The following is a 19678-nucleotide window of genomic DNA, read 5'->3' as shown; positions in this document are numbered from 1 at the left end:
TGCAAAATCCGTTTTTGTCGGATTTTGCAAGTTTTTTTGGTTTCGAGCGTTACAAAGGAGCAAAACGGGGTAAGTTATACGGAATCAGTATATTTTGCACTATTTACTCAACTCTGATCGAAAAAAAACCGGGCAGTCCAAAAAATTCGGGCGGCCCAGTCACATAAACGGTGATCGCTGGTTTGAACGAGTAGGACACACGAGTTTAAAATCTATGCATGCGCATGTGACATTCGACGTTTTTCATTTTCACGAAGAGAGAGGCGGATGGCTTCAATGAGCAGTATACAAGGCAGAATGGGTTCCATATCTCCGATCGGAGGTCTCACGGCTTTAAACACTTCGTACACGCCGAGTCGCCATGGCAAAGCTCCGCTGGAAAGTCGAAAGGTCAGTCTGGAAGCCGAGCTGTCCCGCGTGCTTCAACTCCCGGCTTCGGTCGCGGACCGCGATCAGCGGGCGATGCGCATCCGACGGCATATCGCACTGCTCGAGCGGCATATTGCCCTGCTGGATGCGGCAAACGGAGAACGTGCGGAATTCACGGTGCAGGGGCGTCCGGAGCATGAGCATTCCGAGCAGGAGCAGCAGAAGGAGCAGCCTGTGTTCGCCCTTCCGGAAGAAGAGAAGGAAGAGCCTGCCCAGACCGCATCCGCAAACCGGGTGCCGGCTCCGAAAGGCGGAGACGATTATGCCCGAGCCATGTTGGGTTCGTTCGATTCTCCGGGTTCGCTCTATTCGGCGCCTTCTGCTCCGGGTGCGGTGCAACCGTGGGAAAACCGTTCGGAGACAACCCGGGCCGCGAAGGTCGGTCGTAATTTCGACGTGAGTATTTAAAAAAGAAAGTTCTGCTTCCGGAAGCTCTCACCCTCGGATACACGCCGGGAGGAGGGCTTCTTTTTGTTTTCCGGCATTCAGCAAACTTTCAGCTGCCGTTCAGCCGGTATTCAACGACAAGGCTTACAATGGAGAAGAAGTAGGCAAACGGCTCGATCCACCGAACTTCGATACCGATACAGAAAGCAGGGGTTTCATGTCCGTCTCATCCGTATCTTCAAGCAGCGCAGCGTCGTATTCATCCGCTTCTTCCGCCTCGGATTCGACGAAGCAAATCGCGCAATTGGAGAAACAGAAGTCCGCGCTCCGATCGGAATTGACCAAAGCCGAACAAAGCTCCGATCAATCCGACAAGTCGGAACAAGAGCAGCAGGTCAAGCAGATCCGGCAGCGGATTCAGCAGATCGAACGCCAAATTGCGCAGCTTAGTTCGCAGAAGAGTGCTTCGGCGGAGTCCTCCGCTCCGGCGTCACCTGCGGCGAACCAAGCTTCGCAAACGGAGCAGCGGGCCCCGGACGAGAAGATGCTTCTGCAAAACACGGCATCGGCTTCGGCCGGCGATACCGGAAGCCTGCTCGATATCCGGGCGTAACAACGGTCCGCCTCTCTTGAACGGTCTCTCAGCCGAATTTCATTTCAACCCCAACAAAAGCCCGATCGCATCCTCCGTGCGCATCGGGTTTTTGTTGGCTTTTACCTATTCGGATTCGAGAGTGAACGTATAACTTCTTCCCGAAGGATATCCAGCCCGCTAATCATTTCTTCCTGCGAGGCGTAAGCACAAGAGAAGCGAATATGATGCAGATCGTCGGGCGCATAAATGTAACCCGGGTTGATCAGCACTTTCCGATCCAGCAGACGACGGAAAAAGCCTTTGTTCACGATAGGGTGAAGGAAACGCAGCCAGATGTAAAAACCGCCTTCCGGCGTCTGCCAATCGGCAAACTCGCCAAGTCTGTCATGCAGGGCTTGTTCGGCAAAGCTTGCCCGTGCCTGAAGCTTGCTCCGCAATTGCTCGGCATGATGCGCATACAAGCCGGACTCCAACCAGTGGGCCGCAATTTCTTGGGAAAAAGCGCTCGAACCGTAGTCGGTCTGCATTTTCACGTCGGCCAGTCGAGCGATGACCGGAGACGGCGCGACGATCCAGCCGATGCGCAGTCCCGGACTCAGCGACTTGGACAGGCTCCCCAAATACAGCACCTGCCCCGAAGAGTCGGAGGCCTTGATCGGCGGCAAGCCCGGCGCGAACAGCAAATCCCGGTACACGTCGTCCTCGACGATCGGGATGCGCAGATCGGAGCAAGCATCGTAAACGGTTTTTCGCTCCTTTTCGTTCCAACTTCGTCCGGTAGGATTGTTCAAGGCAGGGACGGCATACAGCAGAGACTGACGCCCGCGGCCTGCCCGTGCCAAGCGTTCTTGGACATCCGAACCCGGTCGGAAGGTCAACATGCGCATGCCTGCCGATTGAAAAGGATGCACGGAGTTCAGATACGAAGCCGATTCGTGAAATACCGTGGATCCGTCTTCCAGCAGGCCCACCGAAATTAATTGCAGGGCTTGGAGAGCGCCCGAGACGATGCAGATATTATCGGGCTGCGCATGAATACCCAATCCCTCGAGTCGGGTGCGGACAGCCGAACGCAGTCTCAAACTGCCGAGCGGTTCCGAATAGCCGAGCGTGCGGGCATCCAGCTTGAGGTCATGCAAGGATCGTTGCAATTGTTCGGCAGGCAGCAGTTCCGGCGAAAGCTCGCCCGTTCCAAGTCGAATAAAAGAAGGATCCGGCTCGCTTTCGTTAATCAGACGAATGGTATGCCGGTTCGGCCTGTGCACGCTTGCGCGGATGTGCCGCTGCCAATTCGGTTGGGAGCGGGCAAGAAGCGCGTTCCAGGCGCTGCCCGACACATAAGCGCCAGAGCCTTGCCTTGTCTCGAGCAGGCCGTCTGCCTTCAACTCGTCGAGCGCGGCTTGGACGGTGCTGCGGTTCACGCCGAAACGCATAGCCAACTCTCGCTGTGCAGGCAGTCGCGTTCCGGCTGCCCAATCGCCATGCTCGATTCGTTCGGTGATCCGGGCGACAATTTGGGCTTGCAGCGTATGATGCGGGCGCGAAGACAGTTTCCAATCCATAACGTCCCTCCTTTGCTTGTCGAGAAAATTGGGTGGTTCAATATCCGTCCAATTGGCGGTTTTTCATTTCTTCCGTGCATCGTAACATGGAGGAGGAAAAGGAGTCGATGTTCATTATGGAAGCTGCATTGCACGGATTCATATTAGCTCTCGGATTGATTTTGCCGCTTGGGGTACAGAACGTTTTTGTTTTTGCGCAGGGAGCGGCCCAGCCCCGCTTGTCCCGGGCGCTTCCGGCTGTACTTGCGGCTTCGCTGTGCGATACTTTGTTGATCGTGCTGGCGATATTCGGCGTTTCGGCCGTCGTGTTGAAGTTCGAGGCTTTACGTATTTTGCTGATGCTGGCAGGTGTTTTGTTTCTCGCGTATATGGGCTTTGCGCTCTGGCGCTCCCGCTCGGATTCGTCCGGCAACGGCAAAGAGGAAAGCGCGCGGGCGCTTCCCTCTTCCAAGCAAATTCTTTTTGCCGTGTCCGTGTCGCTGCTGAACCCGCATGCGCTGCTCGACACGATCGGCGTGATCGGAACGAGCGCGCTTGCCTACGAAGGCGATGCCAAGCTGCGCTTTACGGCTGCGTGCGTCGCCGTCTCGTGGCTGTGGTTCGCCGGTCTGGCCTGCGCGGGTTCCGCTCTTCGCCGATTCGACGGCAGCGGCCGGGCGATAGGGTGGTTCAATCGCGGATCGGCGCTGTTCATCTGGGGAACGGCGTTGGTTCTGCTGCAAAAACTGGTCGCGGAGATGCTGGCAGGATGACAATCTGCTGTACATCCGTATGGCGTAACTACCGAGACGGCGCCGAATTTCGGCGAGCCGTCCGCGCGTCCGCATAGATTGCCGGTCACTTCGCGCTTTCGTCCGCCGCGCAGTCCATGGTACGGTCTTCTTCCGGCAGCGCCCAGACGGATACGCTTCCTCCGTTGACCGGGAAGGTGGCGAAGCCGTCTTCTTCGATCACGATCTTGTCTTCGCGCGTATTGGTCAGGTCGATCCATTCTTCGCCCGCGCGATGCGCGCCGACGTTCATGCGTTTGCTGCCTTCGTCGCCGTTGGAGATCACGACCGCGCAGCCGGAACCTTCGACCTCTTCGCTGCCGAAGCGTACCCAGCCGATCGTGTTCGGGTGATCGAAGTAATCTTCCTGATCGCCGTATGCTTTTTGGCAGCGGGCGTACAGCAGCGGGTCGATCGCCATCTTTTTGCCGTCGATCGGGTTTTCGCCGCCGATGCCGAAGTAATCGCCGTAGAAGACGCACGGATAACCGTCGCGGCGCAGCAGGATCAGCGCGTACGCGCTCTGCTTGAACCAGTCGTCGATCCAGGATTCCAGCGATTCGCCCGGCTGGGAGTCGTGATTGTCGACGAACGTGACCGCGTTGGTCGGGTGGGTCTGCACCAGCGTGTCGTCGAAGATCTTCGTCAGGTCGAAGTCGCGGCCCGACTGCGACGCCTCGTGCAGCTTATAGTGCAGCGAGACGTCGAACAGGTCGATGCGGTAATCCACGTTGTCGAGGAATTCCCGGCAGGCGTTCAGGTCGTTGTTCCAGAACTCGCCGACGATATAGAAATCTTCGCCGCGTTTGCGGATCATTTCGCCCGCGAATTCGCGGATGAAGTCATGGTTGATATGCTTGATCGCGTCGAGACGGTAGCCGCTGCATTGCAGCGTGTCGACGAGCCAGCGGCCCCATTCCATCATTTCCTCGCGGACTTCCGGCCGGCGGTAATCGATATTGGCGAACATCAGGTAATCGTAGTTGCCGAACTCGTTATCCACTTTGTCGTCCCAGCCGCGGTTTTCGCCGCCGATCCGGTAAATGCCGTTGTTGCCCGTCGCGTTGTCGAAGTCGGTGCCGTTGAAGTGACGGTAATCCCATTTGAACGCGGAATACTGGTCGCCCCGTCCCGGGAACGTGAATTTGGTCCAGCCTTCGATTTCGAACGGTTCTTCGGAAATGACGACGTTGCGGTCGTTCGGATCGACTTCGACGACTTTGAAGCGTTCCGTTTCGTCCGCGCCGGCTTTATGGTTCATGACCAGGTCGACGTAAACGGCGATGCCGAATTCGTGACAGGCCGCGATCGCGCTTTTCAATTCTTCTTTCGTGCCGTATTTGGTGCGGACCGTGCCTTTTTGGTCGAATTCGCCCAGATCGTAGAGATCGTAGATGCCGTAGCCGGTATCTTCCGCGGATTGTCCTTTGGTGACGGGCGGAATCCACACGGAATCGATGCCCCACTTTTTAAGTTCGGGAGCCATTTCCTTGAGTCGGTTCCAATGTTCGCCGTCGGCGTCTACGTGCCATTCGAAAAACTGCATCATCGTGTGGTTAGCGGGCATGTTAAAAAAACCTCCTCGAATTGTGTTGGGGTTCGGCTGCGTATTCGGATGTCCGTAAATGCAGGTTCGGAAGCCGTATGTCATCAGACCGGGATTATAAGAAAAAGACGCAGGGAGCGTCCGAGTAAAATTTGTAAGGAATTCTCGGTCGGAGCGCCGGACGGCTCTCCGGGAAAGCGGAGCGATCAGTCGCTCACTAAAGGAATAATACAAGTTACCCAAAAGGAAGGGGGATTCAAACGAGCCCGGATTTTTTTACGAAAAGCCGGATTTGATAATGTTTTCGGTAACGTTTACATCGGGGAAAAGGTAAAATCGGGCAGCGGTGCTTGGAAAGCGGGTTTTGAAGGGTAATGAACGGATGGGCCGTTTTCGCGATGGATCGCAAACGGACTACTTTTGAGGAGGCGTTACTCTTGACGACCGAAAACATGTTGGAACTGATGAAAAACAGACGCAGCATCTACGGAATCAGCAAAGAACAGACTGCATCCGACGAAAAAATCCGCGAACTGATCGAGCAGACGCTGCTGCATGTGCCGTCCGCGTTCAATTCGCAAAGCGCGCGCGTCGTCGTTTTGCTCGGCGAACATCACGACAAACTGTGGGATTTCACGACGAACATTTTGAAAGAAATCGTGCCGGAAGGCAATTTCGGGCCGACGCAGGAAAAAATGGACAGCTTCAAAGCCGGTTACGGCACGATTCTCTTTTTCGAGGACGAGTCGGTCATTCGCGGCATGCAGGAGCAGTTCCAAGCCTATCAAGACAATTTCCCGATCTGGTCGCAGCAGTCTTCGGGCATGCACCAGTACGCGATCTGGACGCTGCTCGAGGCGGAAGGCTACGGCGCTTCGCTCCAGCACTATAATCCGCTGATCGACGAGAAGGTCAAGCCGGAATGGGACATCCCCGAAAGCTGGAAGCTGATCGCGCAGATGCCGTTCGGCAAGATCACGGCTCCGGCGGGAGAGAAGCAGTTCAAACCGTTGGAAGAGCGGTTGAAGTGGTTCGGATAAGGAAAGCGTAGGGTTTTATACATGCAATAATACGCGAAAAAGGCCGCTCCTTAGGTGTCGATTGACGCCGAAGCGGCCTTTTTCGCATGATTCAGAAAAGCTTTTCTTGCTGCACTTCGGGCTCTTCCGTCTTCTCGGGTTGGTCTTTCTCCGATTCGTCCTGCTTCTGCGGCGGCCACGGCGCTCCTTCGGGAATCGGCTGGCCGAGCAGCTCCATCAATTCCAGCGCGTTCGGCGTGGCGTCTTTGTCGGAGTTGTTATTGAAGGCGACGTAGACGTGCTTGGACTGCTTTTCCAGCTCCAGCAGGATATCGCGCCACTCCTTCAATTCCTCGGTGCTGTAGCGGTACAGATAGCGCAGCTTGCGCCAGTTGGGATCGCTGCTTTTATGCCAACCGCCCACGTTGCGACCGTGCATGCGGACGTAGGTGGCTTCGTCGCTGGTCGCCCGGGCGATGATCGGAATCGAGCCGCTGCCGGCCTGGGGTTCGTCGACGACGGTCTGAATCCAGCCTTCTTTGCGCATAAAGTCCAGCGTCTTGTCTTGGAACTGCGGGGAGTACCACGACTGATGCCGGAATTCGAGCGCGCAGGGAACGTCCTTCATAAACTCGCGCGTGATGCGCAGCTTCTCGACGTTTTCGCGCGTGCAATCGAACCAGGGCGGGTATTGGAACAACGTCATCGTGAGCTTTTTGGCATCGATGACCGGCTCCAGACTGGTGTGAAAAGCGGCGAACATTTCTTCGGCGGTGTCGAAGTAATTCTTTTTGCCGCGGAGATGATCGGTCATGCCTTGGTACGCTTTGATCACGAATCCGAAGTCATCCGGCGTCTGCGAGACCCATTTCTCGTAGTTTTTCACGGGCTGGATCGCGTAAAAAGAGCTGTCCAGCTCGACGACTTTGAACGTCTCGCTGTAGGCAGGCAATCGCTCGGCAGGCTTCTTTTTTCCATAAAGCTCGTCATGGTCGCTGAAATTGGTCAATCCGACAGTGATGATGGAAATCTCCTCCTTGCATGGGGTTAAAACGTGCTGTGTTAGTTATTACACGAAACGGGCGTTGCGCAATCTGGCAAAGATATGCGACGATAGGTCACGAAAGTTCTTTAGATCGGAGATGCCGCATATGGAAAACGGGAATAAAGAGCATGATCAGCATTCGGCACAAGAATTGGCGCAGCGTCAGCTCGATTGCTACAACGCACATGATTTGGAAGGCTTCCTCGCGACGTACGCAGAGGATGCCAAGCTGTACAATCTGCTCGACGGAACGCTGATCGCGGAAGGGCGCGAAGCAATGCGCGAGCGTTATCGCAAACGGTTCGAGGTCGATAAGGTGCACGCGAAGCTGGTCAACCGAATGGTGATCGGCAGTCGGGTGATCGATCATGAAGAGGTGACTCAGGCCGGCTCGGATCGCGTGCTTCAGGCAGCCGCGATCTATGAGACGAGCGAGGGATTGATTCGCGCGGCGTGGTTCGTGAATGAGTAAAAAGACGCTCTCCGGCAAGGAGGGCGTCTCGGGCTGTCGATAAAGTTACGTAGGCGGAGGAAGTCATCAGACTCCGAGAGAAATTCGTTCCGGTCGCGTGTTGAAATCGGGAAAAAGGATTGAATTTTAGCGGAATTTTCCCGATTTCAAAGGCGAACGCTATCGCTCCTTCACTGAATTTCTCTCTCCGTCCGCTGACTTCCAGTTACGTTGGGCTTTATCGACGCGGTGACGCTCTCTTTAGGAGGGCGTCTTTTTTTGGGTGAGTTAAGTGGGAAGAAAAGATATAGATTTTAGCTTAGCATCGGGTTTCCCTTCATTCCCGCCCACAAATCGGATTGTTCCAATTGCGCAGCGACTTGGAGAAGAAGGTCTTCGCGGCCTTTGGCGGCGATCATCTGCACGCCGAGCGGGAGACCTTCTTCGGTCAGATGCAGCGGCAAGCTGGTCGCGGGCTGTCCGGTCAGGTTGGCGAGCTGCGTGAACGGAGTGAAGGTCAGGCTGCGTTCGAAAATGTCGTACAGCATCCGGCGCTGTTCGTTCGCCGACAGTTCGCTGACGCTCATCCACGGCGCAGCCGTCTCCGGCGTATGCGTGAGTTCACCGACTCGAGGTGCCGTGAAGGCGGTGGCAGGCGTCACGTACAGGTCGTAGCGGGCGGACAGCTCGGCCATCTGCGCGGCGGCCACGTCCCATTCGTTCAGGCTGTGGACGAATTCGGCCGCCGATACGTTTTTGCCCGCCTCGGCGAAGACCCAAGTAATGATATCGACTTCGTCCGGACGAATGGCACGGCCCAGCATCCGTTCCAACGAGATGAACATGGCGGAGACTTCGCCGGCGTTCATGGTGTAGTAATTTTCCATCAAGCGCACGCCGTTGACGGGGCTGAGCTTTTCTTCGACGTGATGGCCTTGCTCTTCGAGCCACTTTACCGTTTTCAGCACGGCCTGCACGGCATCGTCGCCGACGGGCGAGCCGACCGGCGAAGCGGTCGTGAAAGCAACGCGCAGCGGGCGCGAATGAGGCGCCAGCATGTCTTGGACGTAGACGCCCGGGTAGAGCGGCGTCTGGAAAGCGGCTTCCGGCTGCAGCACTTGCAGCAGATCCAGCAGCGCGGCGCTGTCGCGAACGGTGCGCGACAGGGCGAAGTCGATCGACGCGCCCTGCCATTGCCGGCCGATGCCGGGGCCGACCGGGGTTCTGCCGCGCGTCGGCTTAAGGCCGAATAGGCCGGTGAAGGAGGCGGGGATGCGGATCGAACCTCCGCCGTCGCTGGCGCCGGCGGCAGGCACGATGCCGGAAGCGATAGCGGCTGATGCACCGCCGCTGGAGCCTCCCGGGGAATACTGCGGATTCCATGGGTTGCGGGCAGGCCCGTGCAGCGTCGGCTCGGTAATGTTTTTCAGGCCGAATTCCGGCGTATTCGTATGGCCGAGCGGGATGAATCCTCCAGCCCGAACGCGCGCGACATAATTGGAGTCGCGGCGCGCGATGTTGTTTCGGAGCAGCGCGGAGCCGGACGTCAGAGGTTCCCCGGCCAAAGCCTGCGAGATGTCTTTGAGCAGATAAGGCACGCCCGAGAAGGGGCGGTCCGCGTCCGGAAGGGGAGCGGAGGCTGCTTCCTGAAGCGCCGCGGCTCGGCGATCGCGCACTACGGCGTTCAGCGACGGATTGACTTCGTCCATTCTGGCAAAGGCGGCTTCAGCCAATTCAGGGGCAGATACTTCACGCTTGCGCAGCAGTTCCGCCAAACCGACGGCATCGTATTGGACGTACTGTTCGAATTTCATGACAGCTCCTTCTTTCTCTGGGGATTGGAGGACGGCGATCGGTATCAGGACGCACGGGTACGTCTCAGCCAAGCGCTTTTTTTTGCGTTGCTTCCAGCTTGGTCTAGGTCCCGGTCCCGCTGCCCGATACTTCGGCTTCCCCGTCCGTGTCGTAAGAGATTTGCACATTGTTGCGACCGCTCTGCTTGGCCAGGTAGAGGGCGTCATCCGCCATCTTCGTCAGCGTTTTGAGCGGACTGCCGATTCGGGCTTCCGTCAAACCGAAGCTTGCCGTCACGCTGACGGGGCCGGCCGCGGTCATGACGGGGCCGGAAGCCAATTCCCGTCTTACGCTTTCGAGCAAATTGAACGCCTCGTCCAGTGAGCGACCCGGCATGCACAGAGCGAATTCTTCGCCGCCGTAACGGCCGAAGACGTCCCGGTCGCCCAAATAGATTTTGCAGGCGTGCACGACATGGCGAATCACGGTATCGCCCACGTCGTGTCCGTACGTATCGTTGATCAGTTTGAACCGGTCGATATCGAACAGCGCAATCGTCAGCGGTTCCGACGTCTGCCGGGATTCGGCCAACAGCTGATCGGAACATTCGACAAAGTGCGTCCGGTTATAAATTTGCGTCATGCCGTCGTGGGTGGCCATCCGTTCCAATTTGCGATGGAGCAGGACATTTTCCGTCACGTCGAGGATGACAAGCGTCCGACCTGCGTAAGCGCCGCCGCGCCGGTAGTGCACGGGCGAAGACCGGGTACGGTAATACCGGATCCCGTCGCTTTCCAGCCACTCGATCTGCCGTTCTTCAGCTTCGAGAAAGCGCATATCGGCATCTTCGGCTCGGAGCTGCTTGCGGGGAAACACCTCGGCAGCCGCGGCGCCGATCTTTTCGGGGGTCAGAAACGGAAACAGGAGCGAAGCGGCTTTGTTGTAATCGGCGATTCTTCCGGCAGGATCGAGCACGATCACCCCGTCACGCATGCTTTCCAAAATATTTTCGCGCACGACCGGCGTCGACGTCAGCATGCCCGCGGACAAAATGGCCCAGCAGTAGAGCAGATTGGTCAAGCTCATCGTGGCGGGAACCGGGTCGATATGGTAGGGGGTCAAGTTCATGATGTAGATCAGGGAGGTAAGGATCGGGATGAACAGGCCAAGGAACATGGTGACTGTCTGCTTGCGGTACACATTGAGCGTTTGGCGCATATGCCGAGCCAGCAGCCACATGCCGACCAAGCCGCACCCGAGCGTGTAACTGCCGTTGACGACGTACCAAAAGCCCATGACGAAATCGACCAGCGGCCACGGCGCGTCGGTCCGCAGTTCCATGCTCTGGTATACCAGCCCGTGCAGATCGTTGGTCAGCATGAGGACGGAAGTGATCGCGGGAATCAACAAAATGCCGAACGCGGCGCGGGGCGTCGTCAAACGTTCGCGGCCGACATAATGGATCACGACCAGAAGGTTCAGCGGCGAAATAAACGGCAGTCCCAGATACTCGAACGAAATCCAGAACTTGATTTTTTCTAATGACGAGCTGGCAAGTTCCATCGAACTGCCGAACGTATAAATCGCCGTCGCGACCGACATCAATACGAAAAGGTGCATCCCCGAGAAGCGCGTTTTTTGAAAAGAACTATATAGAGCAAGCAAAATGCTCAGCACGCCGGAAATTGCAAACAAGGCAATAAAGGTAGAGAAGGCGGCATTCATGAACGTGGGAGCTCCTGTCTGTTAAAATGGTCATTCGCCTCGTGCATCGCCGGCTTGCCGCGTTTGCGCGCACGCCGGAATAGCATGAAAATCATAACACAAAAAAGCGCCGCAAAGGCGCTTCGCAATCAAGGAAAAACGAAATTTATCCGTGTTTCATACTTTTGTTCCAGTTCTCCAGCAAAGGACCTTTGTCCCCGTACACGGGATCGGTTCGGGGCAGCGGAACCTCCGCGATCTCCTGTATCGACGCATCGTGCTTTCCGTCATTTTCGAGTCTCGTGTTGTAGTCCATGCCGTCCGGATAAGCACCTACGATACGGAAATCATCGCTTGCGGTTATTCGCTTATGACCTGTGCCGGCCGGAAGCACGATCACATCGCCTGCTTTCAGATCAAAAGATTTGCCGTCTTCGCCGCCCAATCGAATCAAGATCGAACCGTGCGTAACGCCGAGTACCTCATGCGTGTTGCTATGGTAATGATGATAGTTGAACACGCCGTTTTCCCAACTATTGCGCCAACCGTTGCCGTTGAATACCGACTCGCACCATTCCGGCTTGTCGATTAATGCTCCAGGGTACAAGATCACGGGTAGATTCGGGTTGTTGGGAATGCTCCCATTGTCTTCGAAATGAAAGATTTGTACGCTGTGTTTTTCACTCATTGGATGTGTGCCTCCGTTTCCGGTCGTATGGCAATGATTACCCGAAACCTCAGGCGATTGATCGACCGCGTTGCGAGAAAATCCATATTTTTGCGGCAAAACGGTACAGTTAGCGGCTATAATAGCGGATATGCCGGCTAGAGTGCGCGCATGCCCTACAGCCGGACAAGGAACCCCGAAAGGAGTACCGCATTTGTTGATATCAAACCTATTGTCGTATATGACGGAGGAGAATCTGAACGAATGGATGGAGCGTTTCCGTTCATGGGGTCCGCTGCCGGGCATTTTCCTGACGTTTCTCAAATCATTCATCCCTCCTCTTCCGACTGCGGTCATCGTAGGGGTCAACGCTGCCGCTTACGGGTTGTGGTTCGGATTTTTGTATTCCTGGATCGGCTTGATCGCAGGCTGCATGACGACGTTTCTGATCGTGCGCGCGATTGCGTCACACCCGTACTTCTTGCGCTGGGCCGAACGCCCGAAGGTGCAAAAAAGCTTGACTTGGGCGCGCCGCAACGCGTTCAGTTTCGTATTTATTTTGAGCATGATGCCTTTGGGGCCGTTCGCTCTCGTCAACACCGCCGCCGCGATCGTCCGCATGCCCAAACTGGCCTTCTTCTTCGCGATCGCAGGCGGCAAAGCCATCATGGTCCTGGCCGTATCCTACGTCGGCCACGATCTCGGACGCTTCATCGAGCGGCCGTACGAGCTTCTTTACGTGGTGGGGTTTTTGGCGCTCTCCTTTTGGGGGAGCAGGAAGGCGGAAGCTTATTTCACTCGATCATCGTCGGAGTGACGTGGACGAGGGGACTGCGGGGAGGGTCTGTTCCGGTCGCGTGTTGCATTCGGGAAGCTTGATGATATTTAAATGGAGGCTTCCCGAATGCAAAGGCGAGCGCTAACGCTCCTTCACAGACCCTCCCCTTCGTCCCAGCTCAGTCGCTCGCATATGGGGGTTAGGTAGGGTAGGCACCGTTTTCTTCTGGGGAAAACGGTAAAGTTCTAGACCTTGATTAACGGCGCTCGCTTGCGGAGCGCTGTTTTTTTATCCCTTCCTCCGGCTTCGCCGGAGGATTCAGCCGATTGGCGGAAAAGGGAATCCAGTGCAGGAGCGTCAGCGTTCGCCTTTGAATTTGGGAAGCTCCCTCAGTCCAGTCTAATCAAAGCTTCCCAAATTCAACACGCGACCGAAACGGGTTCTCTTTGAAGCCACCCAGGCGTAATTCTATGTCGAAGCCTTCCCAATTCAACACGCGATCGGAACGCATTCCCTCTGAAGCCACCCAAGGTATAATCCCGCACGGTATCTTTTAAAGCGCTATCATCAACGCGTCGGAGTAAGGTATAATCAGGCTTATCGAAGTTGAAATAGGAAGAGGGGGAAGAGATATGGGCAAAAGGATCGAAATTTCCGAAAACGGTTTAAGCTTAGTGTTCGACGTAACGGAAGACGGGGACGTTCGGCTGCTGCACGGGGGAGTTTTACCGTTCGAAGAAGGACGTATCGAAGAAAAAGCGGAGCAGGGATTCCGGGTGCTGGAAGTGCAGCTTAGCGGGGAAGACCGGGACGAGTATCATGGGCGGAGCCATCGGGCGTCTTATCCGGGGCTGCGGATGAAATATGCGCGGCATTACGAAGAACGCAATGACACGGGGCTGCTGTTCGCGTTGGAGATGAATGATCCGGCGACCGGGCTTGAGACGGTTTCTTTTTACCAGTTCCATGACGGGCTTGCGGTGCTCAAAAGCTGGACGGAGCTGCGCAACCATGGCTCGGAAGAGTTGGGCGTCGAGTATGTGTCTTCGTTCTCGCTGAATGGATTGGCCAAGGACGGAGCACGCGACCAGGACGATAAAATGAAGCTGCATCTGGCGCATAACGGCTGGCAAAGCGAGGTGCAATGGCGATCCAATACGCTGCCGGAGCTGGGACTTGCGCATATGACGGATCGCAGCTCGAAACGGGTAAGTCTGAGCAATACCGGTTCCTGGGCGGCTGCCGAGCATTTGCCGATGGGGCTGCTCGAGAACGAAGAGGCAGGCACGACGCTGTTCTGGCAGATCGAGCATAACGGATCGTGGCACTGGGAGCTGCTGAATCAATTCGATCATCTTTCCTTGCTGGCGAGCGGGCCGTCCGAGCATGATCACGGCTGGTGGAAAAAACTGCTGCCGGGCGAGTCGTTCATCAGCGTGCCGGTAGCGGTCGGTTTCGTGCTCGGCGGTTTTGAAGAAGCAATCGGCGAGCTGACCCGCTACCGCCGCGCTGCGCGCCGTCCGAATACGGACAACGAGAAGCTGCGCATCATTTTCAACGACTACATGAACTGCCTGTGGGGCAATCCGACGACGCAGAATCTGCTGCCGCTGATCGATGCCGCCGCGGACGTGGGCTGCGAATATTTCTGCATCGACTGCGGTTGGTATTCGCCCGGCAAGTGGTGGGACGGCGTCGGCGAGTGGCTGCCGTCGGCAGAGCGTTTCCCGGAAGGGATCAAATACGTCTTGGACTATATTCGCGGCAAAGGCATGATTCCCGGGCTATGGCTGGAGATCGAGGTGATGGGCATCAACAGTCCGAAGCTTGCGGAGACGGACGATTCCTGGTTCTTTATGCGTCACGGAAAAAGGGTCAAGGATCGCAGCCGCTACCAACTCGATTTCCGCAATCCGGCGGTTGTCGCGCATGCCGATGAAGTGATTCGCCGATTGGTCGAAGAATACGGAGTCGGTTATATCAAGATGGACTATAACATCAACGCGGGTGTCGGAACGGAGACGGACGCGGATAGTTTGGGCGAAGGTCTGCTGGGACATAATCGGGCTTATCTGGCCTGGATCGACCGAACCTTTGCGACGTACCCGGAACTGGTCATCGAAAACTGCTCCAGCGGCGGGATGCGAATGGATTACGCGATGCTCAGCCGTCATAGCATCCAGTCGACAAGCGATCAGGAGGATTACGTGAAATACGCGCAGATCGCGGCAAGTTCGCCTGCCGCGCTGACGCCCGAACAGTCGGCAATCTGGTCGTATCCGCTGCGTGAAGGCGATGACGAGGAAGTCGTATTCAATATGGTGAACGCGCTGCTGCTGCGGGTGCATCAGAGCGGGCATTTGGCCGAATTGAGTGCGCCGCGCCGCGAGCTTGTCCGCGAAGCGCTTGATCTGTATAAGTCGATCCGGGGCGATATCCGCGAAGGGCTTCCGTTCTGGCCGCTCGGCTTGCCGAAGGTCGAAGACGGATGGGTCAGCTTCGGACTGCGTCGAGGCGGCAAGCGGTATATAGCCGTATGGCGTATTGACGCGGAAGAGAGCGAAACCGCCCTCCCGGTATCCGGAATGATCGGCAAAGCTGCGGATTGTCGTCTGCTGTATCCGCAAGGAAAGCCGGGCGGAGACTGCGTTTGGGACGGAGAAGCGGGTGCGCTTAAGGTCCGTCTGGAAAGAAGCAGGACCGCCAGATTATTCGAGGTCGCGGAACGTTGACGCTATTCGAAATATCTTCCCCGAACGGCAAAAAGACCACAGCCCGCATGTGCGGGGGTGGTCTTTTCATAGGTGTTCGTAACCGCAGCCTCTAAGGGCTTGTCGACTCTTAATCATAGGATTACGTTTGGCTGAAATACACGCGTTTTAGGTGTATTTCAGACGGGCGCAACCTTACTTTTAGCGTTAACAAGCTACCAGGCTTCGGCCGACGCCGATCGGCTCGACGTCGTTTGCTCGATGTAGGTCAATCCATTAGGGTAAGAGCGCACGAGCATCGTGCGTCGAACCGCCGTGCTGCCTTTTCAACGCTAAAAGCAGCACGGCTTGAATGTCAAATGTAGGAGCTTCGCATTCGAAGCTTTAGTGTTTGTCTCTGTTTTTCACGTCGCCGATTTTATCTTGAACGGCACCTTTGGCTTTATCCGCTTTGCCTTCGGCCTGAAGACCCGGGTCGTTTTTGGCGTTACCGACTTGATCCTTGATCTCGCCTTTGGCTTTGTTGACGCCTGCTTTGATTTTATCGCCCAATCCGTTGTCTGCCATGATGAACAACTCCTTCTCTTCTACGGGATAAACTCACATGTGATGCTAGTTTATACTTACCCAGCCCCCTGGGTTTTTAAACGCCGTCAACATATAAGCTCTTATGTCCCATCAATGAGCGAGTCGGCAAAATCGATCAAGTTATCAATTGTTTTGATTGGACGCGGCCCCCCCGGAGAGTGCTATAATGATTCCAAATCCGGCATTTTGAGAAAATTGGAAACTTTTTTGTCCAAGAGGCCAAACGAACGGTCCGCATCCCCCGTTTTTTCAATATAGAGAACGTTCCGGCACTTCGGGAGCCGTTGCTCGCCTACTTCCTCTTCGACACGAGAATCCGATCTGGTTGTCCTCACGATTATTCCCGATGGCGTTCCCGACTTCCTCGCTTCAGGAGCTATTGCGCTGCCTATTTCGGCAATCCGATTACCGGCAGGCGCATTGCCTCTTCCTTATTTTCTTGGAAAGCAGGTGACTGACAAATGAAATATTCGATGCAAACGGATCTCTGCCCCTCGCCCGCCCTTCGTGCGGCGGCCGATGACTTGCTGGCTCTTGCCGCAGGAGCGACGCGGGCGGAGACGTTGTTTGTGGCAAAACGTACCGAAATCGGCATGCGTACCCTGATCGTCTGGGGCCGGGAGCATGAAGGGGTTCAACCGGGGGAACTGTTGCTGCTGCAAGGCAACCCGGAGCGGGGGATCACGGTTCCGCTGCCTTTCTCCTGCGGTCAGGAGCAGGGGATCATCGGAGCGCTGCGCAGCGGAGAGGCGTTCGAGGGCGATACGGAAGCTTGCTTGAAGCGCACGGCTTCGGTCATTGCCCAGCTGGCCGAGTCGGAGCAGAAGAGCACTTCGCTCAAACGGGAGGACGAGCTGCGCAAAAGCACGGAAACGGCCGAACGCTCCGCCCGTCATACCGGGGAGCTTCTTGCGATGATGGGACACGAGATTCGCACGCCGATGAACGGCATCGTAGCGATGTCCCAGTTGTTAAAAGAAACGGGATTGACCGAAGAGCAGAAGCAATATCTGAAAATTATCGAAGACAGTCAGCAATCGCTCTTAGAGTTGGTCGGCAGCATTCTCGACTATGGCAAGCTCGAAGCTCGGCAGATGAAGTTGGAGACGGCTCCGATGGATCTGATCGGCGCGTTGGAGGACACGGCGTATCAATTCGCGGCCAAGGCCGCTCAGCGCGAGGGGCTTGAATTGACGTTGGATTTGGATCTTGATCCTTCGCTGGTTCTGATTGGAGATGTGCGCAAGATTCGGCAGGTACTCAGCAATCTGGTCAGCAATGCCGTCAAATTTACCTCGTCCGGCGAGATTCGAATCATGGCGCGGCGCCTCGAAGGCGAGGGAGAAGATCGCGTCTGGATCGAGTTCTGCGTCCGGGATACGGGGATCGGCATTTCGGAGGCCGGGATCGGTCGACTGTTTCATGATTACGAGCAGGTGCATCGGCCGGATGAAGGAGACTACGGAGGCACGGGTCTGGGACTGTCGATCAGCAAAAGATTGGTTGATCTGATGGGCGGCAAGATTTGGGCTGAAGGCAGAAAAGGCCAAGGGACGCTGATGACCTTTGTGCTGCCGCTTGAGTTGGAGCGCGAAGCCCATGCAGGCTTGACGGACATTTCCCGCCTGCAAGGGCGCAGGCTGCTGCTGGCTGCGGCAGGTGCGGGAACACGCCGTACCTTGTCCCGAATGGCTATTCGACTAGGTTTGGAGGTGCGCGAAGCAACGAGCGGGCCGGAGGCAGCGCTGGCGATGGTGCGAGAGGGGCCTTTTGATATGGTGCTGAGCGATTGGGATGTGCGGGAGGAAGCGTCGCGGCTGCCTGGGCTTCCCGCTTCGAATTCGCCGGCAACTCCTTTGATCCTGCTGCTGCCGCTGGCTCATTCCAGCGAAGCAGAGCCTTCGAGCCGGACTTCCTTCGCTTCCCTGACGAAGCCGGTTCGGCAATCCGAATTATGCCAGGTGCTTAGGCGGGCATGCGGTCCGGCAACGGCGTGACTTCTTGTATGAAAAAAGACCTTTCCGGTCAACATGCCGATGGCGGCTGTGACGGAAAGGTCTTTTTGATACGGATAATGGAAAAACGCCAATCACTGCTCGATAGGGCGTCGTTCGAATCCGCGATCCGCAGGCAGATCATCCAGCGGCTCGGCGTCTTCCATGAATTCATCCAGATCCCGGTCGGCTTTGTTCTGGTTGCATAGCATGCAGGCGCAGACGCAGTTGAGCGGCGTCGTATGTCCGCCTTTCGCGCGCGGCAGCAGATGGTCGATCGTATCGCCGTATTCGCCGCAGAAGTGGCAGGTGTAGCGATCGCGCTCCAGAATGTAACGACGGAAGGAACGGTTCGTGTAAAGCCGACGAATCGTAAACCGATTCACGACGACGGCCGCATGTTCCCGAACGAGGCAGCGTGCCATTTCCAGATCGGTCTCCTGCTGCCAGCGGCGCCCTTTGTCGGTTCGGCCGCGCATGCGTACCGTTCCCTGCTTGGTCGTGCGCAGCTCGGCTTCGCGCGTCGGTTCCAGCAGGGCACCCTCCGGAGGTTCCGGCGGAGGACGACGGAATCGGCGCTTGGGAATCGCCTCGAGCGACTCTTCTTCCGAGTCCAAGGATAGGGCGGGTCCGGCCGCCAGCGGCAGAGGCAGCGGGTCCGAAGCGATCTCGTCATCGGCAAGCCTTGCTGATCTTCTGCGCTTGCGACAGTCCCGGCAGGCACCGCGCCGCGATTCATGTCCGGACTTCTTGCCTGTTCGACGCAGGAAGTCGCCCAGCGGCTTCGTTTCTCCGCAATACAGACATGCCTTGACCGTAACGGATTCGGAGGCATGCGTCGAATGGTCTTCAATCGTGATAGATGCCGAAGCTTCGTCTTGATCGGGAAAAGGTTTCGGTGCCGGCTCCGGCTCGGTCATCAATTCCGGAGCGTATGCCAAACGATTGTCCGCTGCAGCTGTACGATTGGACGGCTTGGGGTCCGGCCATACGACTTTAGGTCTCGGCGCAGCTTCAACGGTATGTTGAGGTGCCGATTTGGCGGCTCCGCCTTGTCTTCGCTTCCGCCGTCGCTTCCGCGGTTTGGAGTCGGGCTCTGCCGAGGCTGTCTCTTCGCTTGCCGAAGCCTTCACTTGGGCTTCCGGCAGCGGAAAAGGCGGATTGCCGAAGCGTTGAACGGAATCGGTATCGACTGCTGCGGGCGCTGAACTTTTTTTTCGGCGTCGTCGTTTGCGTTTCCGATGATTGGCGGTTGGCTCTGTTTCCGATGCGGATAGGGCATCAGCCTGCCCGACGGAGGTCAAAGCCGTTTCTTCGGAGTCCGCTGCCTGTTCCGCAGCTTGAGCCGTGCTCGTCGGCGAAGCGTTTTTTTTGCGTCGACGACGCTTGCGCCCGCTGCGCGGCGGCTGCGATGGATTTTGCACGGAGCGGTCCCGTTGTTCTACGGAAGATTCGGATGTACGTGCATTCGCTGTCTGTGCATCCGGTATAGATTGTCCGGTTTCGTTCGACGTGTCGGAGGAGGAGGGAGCGACAATGGTTTCGGATCTAGGCTTTGAAGAGTTGCTTTGGTTTCGTTTGCGTCTCATGGGTACGATCCTCTTTCCTGTTTCGTGAAGCATATTTGGTGGACGTTCG

At 56.6% G+C, this 19678-nt stretch carries 16 protein-coding genes; 8 read left to right on the top strand and 8 right to left on the bottom strand.

The genetic code is table 11. The features are described 5' to 3' along the window. Positions 1-276 precede the first annotated feature (276 nt). Both HRQ63_RS18010 and HRQ63_RS18005 read left to right on the top strand, forming a co-directional pair. On the top strand, positions 277-837 hold the full coding sequence (locus HRQ63_RS18010; protein WP_172246360.1) for a hypothetical protein: 561 nt from the start codon (positions 277-279) through the stop codon (positions 835-837). A 196-nt stretch (positions 838-1033) separates the two neighbouring features. Continuing rightward, positions 1034-1429 (top strand): FlxA-like family protein, encoded by a 396-nt coding sequence (locus HRQ63_RS18005; protein WP_172246358.1) that lies wholly within the window; start codon positions 1034-1036, stop codon positions 1427-1429. Between the two features lie 101 nt (positions 1430-1530). Here HRQ63_RS18005 and HRQ63_RS18000 read toward each other — a convergent pair whose 3' ends face one another. Then, positions 1531-2973, bottom strand: a complete 1443-nt coding sequence (locus tag HRQ63_RS18000) for an aminotransferase-like domain-containing protein (protein WP_172246356.1) — start codon at positions 2971-2973, stop codon at positions 1531-1533. A 116-nt stretch (positions 2974-3089) separates the two neighbouring features. Here HRQ63_RS18000 and HRQ63_RS17995 point away from each other — a divergent pair, with 116 nt between their 5' ends. After that, complete coding sequence (locus HRQ63_RS17995) at positions 3090-3725, top strand: LysE/ArgO family amino acid transporter (protein ID WP_172246897.1); 636 nt, start codon at positions 3090-3092, stop codon at positions 3723-3725. Positions 3726-3810: 85 nt separating this feature from the next. Here the strand turns inward: HRQ63_RS17995 and HRQ63_RS17990 are convergent, their stop codons facing one another. Then, the gene (locus HRQ63_RS17990) at positions 3811-5310 is read right to left on the bottom strand and encodes an alpha-amylase (protein ID WP_172246354.1); all 1500 of its coding nucleotides are present in this window, start codon (positions 5308-5310) and stop codon (positions 3811-3813) included. Between the two features lie 431 nt (positions 5311-5741). Between HRQ63_RS17990 and HRQ63_RS17985 the strand changes: the two genes are divergently transcribed. After that, positions 5742-6329, top strand: coding sequence for a nitroreductase family protein (locus HRQ63_RS17985; RefSeq protein ID WP_172246896.1), 588 nt, complete (start codon positions 5742-5744; stop codon positions 6327-6329). Positions 6330-6420: 91 nt separating this feature from the next. Here HRQ63_RS17985 and HRQ63_RS17980 read toward each other — a convergent pair whose 3' ends face one another. Next, positions 6421-7332, bottom strand: coding sequence for a DUF72 domain-containing protein (locus HRQ63_RS17980; protein WP_172246895.1), 912 nt, complete (start codon positions 7330-7332; stop codon positions 6421-6423). Between the two features lie 127 nt (positions 7333-7459). On the opposite strand from HRQ63_RS17980, the gene HRQ63_RS17975 reads away from it, so the two are divergent. Beyond that, complete coding sequence (locus HRQ63_RS17975) at positions 7460-7825, top strand: nuclear transport factor 2 family protein (RefSeq protein WP_172246352.1); 366 nt, start codon at positions 7460-7462, stop codon at positions 7823-7825. A gap of 293 nt (positions 7826-8118) precedes the next feature. Here the strand turns inward: HRQ63_RS17975 and HRQ63_RS17970 are convergent, their stop codons facing one another. The 3 genes from HRQ63_RS17970 to HRQ63_RS17960 all read right to left on the bottom strand — a co-directional run bounded on the left by HRQ63_RS17970 (position 8119) and on the right by HRQ63_RS17960 (position 11990). Next, positions 8119-9618 (bottom strand): amidase, encoded by a 1500-nt coding sequence (locus HRQ63_RS17970; protein WP_172246350.1) that lies wholly within the window; start codon positions 9616-9618, stop codon positions 8119-8121. 103 nt (positions 9619-9721) lie between these two features. Beyond that, complete coding sequence (locus HRQ63_RS17965; RefSeq protein WP_172246348.1) at positions 9722-11323, bottom strand: histidine kinase N-terminal 7TM domain-containing diguanylate cyclase; 1602 nt, start codon at positions 11321-11323, stop codon at positions 9722-9724. Between the two features lie 145 nt (positions 11324-11468). Continuing rightward, positions 11469-11990, bottom strand: coding sequence for a cupin domain-containing protein (locus HRQ63_RS17960; protein WP_172246340.1), 522 nt, complete (start codon positions 11988-11990; stop codon positions 11469-11471). Positions 11991-12183: 193 nt separating this feature from the next. On the opposite strand from HRQ63_RS17960, the gene HRQ63_RS17955 reads away from it, so the two are divergent. Beyond that, the gene (locus HRQ63_RS17955; RefSeq protein WP_172246338.1) at positions 12184-12786 is read left to right on the top strand and encodes a TVP38/TMEM64 family protein; all 603 of its coding nucleotides are present in this window, start codon (positions 12184-12186) and stop codon (positions 12784-12786) included. Between the two features lie 593 nt (positions 12787-13379). Then, positions 13380-15479: a glycoside hydrolase family 36 protein gene (locus HRQ63_RS17950; protein ID WP_172246337.1), complete on the top strand. Its 2100-nt coding sequence runs from the start codon at positions 13380-13382 to the stop codon at positions 15477-15479. A 363-nt stretch (positions 15480-15842) separates the two neighbouring features. On the opposite strand, the gene HRQ63_RS17945 is transcribed toward HRQ63_RS17950, so the two are convergent. Continuing rightward, a complete protein-coding gene (locus HRQ63_RS17945; protein ID WP_172246335.1) occupies positions 15843-16025 on the bottom strand; it encodes a CsbD family protein in 183 nt (60 codons plus the stop codon). A gap of 482 nt (positions 16026-16507) precedes the next feature. Between HRQ63_RS17945 and HRQ63_RS17940 the strand changes: the two genes are divergently transcribed. Beyond that, positions 16508-18043: a hybrid sensor histidine kinase/response regulator gene (locus HRQ63_RS17940; protein WP_172246333.1), complete on the top strand. Its 1536-nt coding sequence runs from the start codon at positions 16508-16510 to the stop codon at positions 18041-18043. A gap of 92 nt (positions 18044-18135) precedes the next feature. On the opposite strand, the gene HRQ63_RS26380 is transcribed toward HRQ63_RS17940, so the two are convergent. Beyond that, positions 18136-18900, bottom strand: coding sequence for an HNH endonuclease (locus tag HRQ63_RS26380; protein WP_371873256.1), 765 nt, complete (start codon positions 18898-18900; stop codon positions 18136-18138). Positions 18901-19678: the final 778 nt, after the last annotated feature.

Source organism: Saccharibacillus endophyticus (assembly GCF_013185185.1).
GTDB lineage: Bacteria > Bacillota > Bacilli > Paenibacillales > Paenibacillaceae > Saccharibacillus > Saccharibacillus endophyticus.
The sequence above is the reverse complement of the archived record's forward strand: the minus strand, read 5'-3'. Positions and strand labels throughout refer to the sequence as shown.

Bases quoted from the DNA above. Each gene is read 5' to 3' on its own strand.
- HRQ63_RS18000 (WP_172246356.1), bottom strand. From the start codon at position 2,973: ATGGATTGGAAACTGTCTTCGCGCCCGCATCATACGCTGCAAGCCCAA.
- HRQ63_RS17945 (WP_172246335.1), bottom strand. From the start codon at position 16,025: ATGGCAGACAACGGATTGGGCGATAAAATCAAAGCAGGCGTCAACAAA.
- HRQ63_RS17960 (WP_172246340.1), bottom strand. From the start codon at position 11,990: ATGAGTGAAAAACACAGCGTACAAATCTTTCATTTCGAAGACAATGGG.
- HRQ63_RS17975 (WP_172246352.1), top strand. From the start codon at position 7,460: ATGGAAAACGGGAATAAAGAGCATGATCAGCATTCGGCACAAGAATTG.
- HRQ63_RS17990 (WP_172246354.1), bottom strand. From the start codon at position 5,310: ATGCCCGCTAACCACACGATGATGCAGTTTTTCGAATGGCACGTAGAC.
- HRQ63_RS18010 (WP_172246360.1), top strand. From the start codon at position 277: ATGAGCAGTATACAAGGCAGAATGGGTTCCATATCTCCGATCGGAGGT.
- HRQ63_RS17950 (WP_172246337.1), top strand. From the start codon at position 13,380: ATGGGCAAAAGGATCGAAATTTCCGAAAACGGTTTAAGCTTAGTGTTC.
- HRQ63_RS17985 (WP_172246896.1), top strand. From the start codon at position 5,742: ATGTTGGAACTGATGAAAAACAGACGCAGCATCTACGGAATCAGCAAA.
- HRQ63_RS17995 (WP_172246897.1), top strand. From the start codon at position 3,090: ATGGAAGCTGCATTGCACGGATTCATATTAGCTCTCGGATTGATTTTG.
- HRQ63_RS17965 (WP_172246348.1), bottom strand. From the start codon at position 11,323: ATGAATGCCGCCTTCTCTACCTTTATTGCCTTGTTTGCAATTTCCGGC.
- HRQ63_RS18005 (WP_172246358.1), top strand. From the start codon at position 1,034: ATGTCCGTCTCATCCGTATCTTCAAGCAGCGCAGCGTCGTATTCATCC.
- HRQ63_RS17970 (WP_172246350.1), bottom strand. From the start codon at position 9,618: ATGAAATTCGAACAGTACGTCCAATACGATGCCGTCGGTTTGGCGGAA.
- HRQ63_RS17940 (WP_172246333.1), top strand. From the start codon at position 16,508: ATGAAATATTCGATGCAAACGGATCTCTGCCCCTCGCCCGCCCTTCGT.